Origin of the sequence: Hamadaea sp. NPDC051192, from assembly GCF_040682475.1 — a bacterium.
Classification (GTDB): domain Bacteria; phylum Actinomycetota; class Actinomycetes; order Mycobacteriales; family Micromonosporaceae; genus Hamadaea; species Hamadaea flava.
Genome location: NZ_JBFBAZ010000267.1, coordinates 1 through 4037 on the forward strand (window position 1 = coordinate 1; position 4037 = coordinate 4037).

Sequence of the window (4037 nt, forward strand, 5' to 3'; positions counted from 1 at the left end):
GCCGTCGAGCCGGCCGCTGAACCCGGCCGCCGGGGCGAACGACGTGCCGAGCGCCTGCGCGGCCTGGGTGAAGGCGGCGGCGCTGAGCCCGGGGCCGAGGTCGCGCGTGGCCGCGGCGAGCAGCGTGACGGCGTCGCAGTACGGCAACGCGACCCGGGCGTTCTCCCGGGTGGCGAACGACTGCCCGGCGGCGGCGAAGATGCCGACGCAGTCCTTCTCCGCCTGGGTGGACGGGAACGGGTACTGGCGGTCGGGCACGTCCTGGCTCGGGTTGAACCCGACGCCGACCATGCCGCGCAACGCCGCGGCCGGGATCGTCGCGGGGTTGTTCACCAGGAACGACGGATTGTCGAAGCTGGACACCGCGTAGCGGGCGGTGAAGTCCTGCGCCGCGGCGGCGGTCAGGAAGAACGCCGCGAGCCGCGCGCCGCCCAGGAACATCACCCGCTGGATGCCCTTGCTGCGGAAGTCGACGGCCGCCTGATTGAGGCCCGCGTTGAGGGTGCCCAGATCGGTGGTGTCGATCCAGGACACCGTCGGCGTGACGCCCAGTGCCGCCAGCTGTGGCTTGGCCAGTGCGTCGTAAACGGATCGGTTGATGGGGGCGTCGGCGGCGACGACGCCCACCGTCTGGACGCCGTCGAAGAAGCGCTCACCGGCCAGGGTGCGCACCAACGCCTGGACGAACTCGTCGTAGCCGGGGAAGCTGGCCGACCAGAGGTAGGGCGACAGCTCGCGATAGGTCTTGGTGTCGGTCGCGATCAGCGTGGCGTCCAGGACCAGGGTGTTGCGGCGCGCGTAACAGGGCCGGGCGTTGGCCTGCAGCTGCCCGGTGAGCACGACGGCGAACGCACGATCGTCCTGGGTGACCTGATTGCACAGTCGCTCCTCGGCGGCCGGGGAGTCGTCACTGGCCTCATAGGAGCGAAAGACCGCCTTCAGCTTGCGGCCTGCGATGCCGCCATGGGCGTTGACGTGGTCAGCCAGCGCCTCGACCTGCTTGGCCGGATCGCCGGCCGGCGCGGTGGTGAAGCCGGTGAGCTGGCTGGTCGCGCCGAGGTCGACGCCGACGAAGACGACCGTGACCGTGTCGGCGGTGACGCCCGGCACGCTCACCCCGCCACCCCGCTGGTCCAGTGCGCCGGGCATGACGGCGGAACACCCGGTGAACGCGAGGGCCACCGCGGCGCCGGCGGCGATGGTGCGCAGCACAAGGGATCGGTCCATCGTCATCCTTCCGATCGGGCCGCGAGGTAGGCGTCGAGGGCGTCGAGATCCACGACCGCGGTCGGCTCGGCCTGCCGCCGCACCAGCAGGTCACGCAGGTCGAACGCGGCCACCCGGCCACCGGCGAGCCGGCGCAGGCGGCGGCTGCCGGGCGCGTCGTCGAACACCAGGTAGGCGCGCAGCTCCGGCACGCGCACGACCGCGGGCAACAGCACGTCGTCGGCCAGCGCCAGCTGCGGTCCCGCGCCGCGCGAGCGCACCCGCCGGACTCTGCGGATGACTCCAGCCGCGATCAGGCCCAGGCCCAGGACATTGACCAAGACCAGACCCCACGGGTACGCCTGATGCACCGCCCGCGCCCGACCGGCTCCGCCGATCTCGACCGTCACCGGGTACGCGCCGAACGCAGCGAACGGGATCGTCACCGGCACCCGATACGTACGCGTCTCGCCGGGCTTCAACTGCCCGGTGTCGGGTGCGGCAGCCGGAGTGGCGGCGCGTCCCACCTGGACGGTGATCGGCACGTTGACCAGCGCCTCCGGGCCGCCGTTGCGTACGGTGTAGACGAGGGTGCGGTGCTGCGGTCCGCCGAACCACGCCGACAGCCTGCCGCCACCGGTGAGCCGCGTCTCGACGACGTCCACAGTGGCCAGATTCGCGGCCGGCGTGGGCAGCGGGCCGACGGCGTGCCCGGCGATCTCGATCGGCGCGTCGACGTGGATGTCCGGCCCGGTGCCGACCGCCGCCACGTGCACGACGCACGGGCACGGCCGGGGCGGATCGCCGAGGGTGATGGTGAGGGTGAAACCGCCGTCGGGGCGTACGCTCGCCGCGAGCGCCAGCCGCAGGTCGCACGCCGCGGACCCCGGCAGGGCCAACTGCCCGCAGGTGGTGAGCTGGATCAGCTGCCCGGCGGGCCACCCGGCCCCGGTCACCTGGACGGCGTCGCCGGGTGCGGCGCGGGGCACGTTCAGCGTGACGCTTCGCCCCGCCGACGCGTACGCGGGCACGTTCATCGCGACGGCACTCGCCAGCAGAAATCCACAAAGGACGGCTGCCGTCCGACGGGCGGCGCTCGCCAGTTGCGCTGCGCAGAGGACGGCTGCCCTCCGACCGGCGGCGCTCGCGAGTAGCGCTCTGCAGAGGACGGCTGCCGTCCGACGGGCGGTCATGCGAGCCTGCGCGGTCGCAGACGCCGGGCGCGGCGGCGCCGATGCAGCAACCACCCGGTCCCGGCGACCAGGACGATCACGACGCCGATCGCGGGCCACACGCCGACCAGCGTCGTCGTGGACGCCTGACCGCGTACGCCGCCGTCGGCGGTCAGCGTGACGGTCGTGGTGACGACGTCGACGGGCCACACCCCGCTCAACGCCGCGCGCAGCCGGGACCGGGCGCCGGGGATCAGGTCCAGCTGCGCCGGAGTGCCGTGGCGTACGGCATGCCCGAACAACCCCGAGCTGCGGATGTCGATCGCGGGAGCGAGATGCACGTTGCCGGTGTTGGCCACCGAGTAGGCGAGCTCCCGCCGGTTCGCTGTCAGGTCCGAGACCGCCAGGCCGGGCACGGCGGTGCCACTGACCCGCAGGTAGAGGCGTGCTCCGACGGCCTGCCGGACGGCCACGTCCGCACCGGCCCCGGTACGCCCACTGGGCACGGCCTCCGCGGCGACGACCCCACCGACGTGGTCGCCGGGGGGCGCGTTGGCCGGGACGGTGACGGTGAACGCGACGTCGGCGCTGCCGCCGGCGGGCAGCACGACGGTCCCTGCGGAGAGCCGGGTCCAGGCACCGATGCCGTGCTGCGTCTGGTCCGCGGCGAGGAGCCCGAATCCGCCGTCGGCGACGGTGTTGAACGCGTCGGCCGGATACAGCTGGAAGGCCAGTGGCTTGTCGGTGTGGTTGGTCACGCGTACCGAGTCGATGACGGTCTGGCCCGGCGGCGACTCGAGGAAGAAGTAGACCCGGGGCGCGGCGGACGACTGCCGGGGCGGCGTCGGCGCGACCGACCAGCGGCCGTTGCCAGTGGCGTACGCGGGCGCAGCGGGCACGATGGGCACGGCCAGGACGGCCAGCAGCGCGCCGGCGATCGCACGGCCGAGCCGGGACGGTCGTCGCATGGGCCTCTCCCGCAGATGATGGGATGGGGTGGGCCGGTGGGGACGGATAGCGCCCGCCCCCACCGGTTCCCGGTCAGCTCAGCGTGAGCGTGAGCGTCGCGGTGTAGGCGCCGGCCAGCTGGTTCGCCGGCACCGTCAGGGCGAGCGTCGCGGAAGCGTCGAAGCTGCCGCCGGTGCCGGTCGCGCTGGCCGGAGCCGAGCACAACGTCGCGGCGTCGACCGGACCGGCGGTGCCGGCCGCGGCGGTGACCGCGTTGTCCGCGCCGCTGGTGGCGGTGCAGACCGGAGTCCAGGACAGGTTCGCCTTCGGCAGGGTGCCACCGGTGGTGCCGGTGAAGTCGGTGACGGTGCCGACCAGGCTCCAGCCGAAGGTGCTGCCGCGATGGTCCGCCACCGTGATCACCGCGAGGTCGCCGGTGCTGGTGTGGACCGTGCCGTCGAGGGTGACGGCGGACAGCGCGATGTTGCCGGTTCCCGCCGCGCGGCTCATCGCGAGGTTGCCCGCGACGACGGTCTGCGACAGGTTGTAGGTCAGGGCGCAGGTCCCGGTCGCCGCGTCGCCGGTCTTCGCGACGCAGGCGTCGGCCGAGGCCGTCCAGGTCGCGATGGCGAAGAGGGTCGTGGGCCCGGCGCCGGACGAAGCGCCGATGTACGCGGTGGCGGCGTCGTTGACGACGTACCCGCCGCTGAT

At 73.6% G+C, this 4037-nt stretch carries 4 protein-coding genes; all 4 read right to left on the minus strand.

Annotated features, from left to right (window positions below; translation table 11 throughout):
* Positions 1 to 1227: ABC transporter substrate-binding protein (locus AB0M47_RS42270; RefSeq protein ID WP_363424571.1), on the minus strand; the 1227-nt coding region annotated here is incomplete at its 3' end.
* A gap of 2 nt (positions 1228 to 1229) precedes the next feature.
* Positions 1230 to 2243, minus strand: a complete 1014-nt coding sequence (locus AB0M47_RS42275) for a hypothetical protein (RefSeq protein WP_363424573.1) — start codon at positions 2241 to 2243, stop codon at positions 1230 to 1232.
* Between the two features lie 152 nt (positions 2244 to 2395).
* Positions 2396 to 3346, minus strand: coding sequence for a DUF916 domain-containing protein (locus AB0M47_RS42280; RefSeq protein WP_363424575.1), 951 nt, complete (start codon positions 3344 to 3346; stop codon positions 2396 to 2398).
* Positions 3347 to 3419: 73 nt separating this feature from the next.
* Positions 3420 to 4037 (minus strand): WxL domain-containing protein (locus AB0M47_RS42285; RefSeq protein WP_363424578.1); only part of this gene is annotated, 618 nt, incomplete at its 5' end.